This window comes from Sphaerisporangium melleum (assembly GCF_014646695.1).
Taxonomy (GTDB): domain Bacteria; phylum Actinomycetota; class Actinomycetes; order Streptosporangiales; family Streptosporangiaceae; genus Sphaerisporangium; species Sphaerisporangium melleum.
Genome location: NZ_BMNT01000119.1, coordinates 1 through 1,120, shown reverse-complemented (window position 1 = coordinate 1,120; position 1,120 = coordinate 1). Strand labels below are relative to the sequence as shown.

Genomic DNA, 1,120 nt, shown 5'->3' with positions numbered 1-1,120 from the left:
GATGATGTCGAAGACCTTGAGGGTGTAGACCAGCCCGAGCAGCAGGGTGATCGCCGACACCGGGCGCAGCAGCGGGAGCGTCACCTTGCGGAACCGCTGCCAGCCGACGGCGCCGTCCAGCTCGGCCGCCTCGTAGACCTGCGCGGGGATCGCCTGCAGACCGCTGTACAACACCACGAGGTTGAACGGGATGCCGATCCAGATGTTGGCGATGGTCACCGACCACAGCGACCAGTCGGGCGAGGTCAGCCAGTTCACCGGGTCCACGCCGAACGCGCCCAGCACCGCGTTGACCAGGCCGGAGTCGCTGTTGAGCATCCACGACCAGGTGGAGGACGACACGATCAGCGGCAGCAGCCACGGCACCAGGAACAGTGCCCGCAGGGTGGCCGAGAGCCGGAAGTTCTTGGCGAAGAACACCGCCAGCGCCAGGCCGATGACGAACTGGAACACCAGCGACACCACGGTGAACACCGCCGTGTGCCACAGCGCCGGGCCGAACGTCGGGTCGGCGAAGATCTTGACGTAGTTGGCGGACCCGGTGAACGGCGCGCCGCCCTGCACGAACGACCGGACGGTGTAGTCGCGCAGGCTGAGGTCCAGATTGCGGTAGAGCGGATAGGCGTAGAAGACCAGCAGGTAGATGACGACCGGTGCCAGGAACGCCCACGCCGCCCACTGCCCGGACGGTCGGGGCCGCACGGCCGCGCGCCGTCCCGCCCGGGGCGGCGGGACCGTAGCCCGCCTCCGCCGGTCGCCGGCGGCGGGCGCGGCCGGCGTCTGTGTCTGGTGTTTCATGTCGTCCTTCGTCTGACGAGCGAGGCCGGGGGCCGGCCCCACCGGGGCGGTGAGCGCCCCGGGGATCTCCCCCGGCCCGCGCACGTCGTTCCTACTGGGTCGCGCTCGCGGCGGCGGCCTGGGCGTCGGTCATCGCCTGCTGCGGGGTCTTGGCACCACTCAACGCGGCCTGCACCGCACCCCACATCGGCTCAGAGATCTTCGGATACTTCGTCCCCAGATCATCACTCGTGCGGCCCTTGGCCGCCTTGACCGCCTCCACCCACACCTTCAACGCCGGCTTCTGCTCCACCTGCCTGCCCTGCACCTGCTCGGTCGGCGC

1 protein-coding gene and 1 pseudogene are annotated in these 1,120 nt (G+C 69.9%); both read right to left on the bottom strand.

Annotation, left to right across the window (positions count from 1 at the left end):
- The coding region (locus IEY93_RS37400) for a carbohydrate ABC transporter permease (protein ID WP_229691819.1) at positions 1–798 on the bottom strand (798 nt) is incomplete at its 3' end.
- A gap of 91 nt (positions 799–889) precedes the next feature.
- Positions 890–1,120, bottom strand: a pseudogene (locus IEY93_RS37395) (sugar ABC transporter substrate-binding protein); the annotation flags it as partial.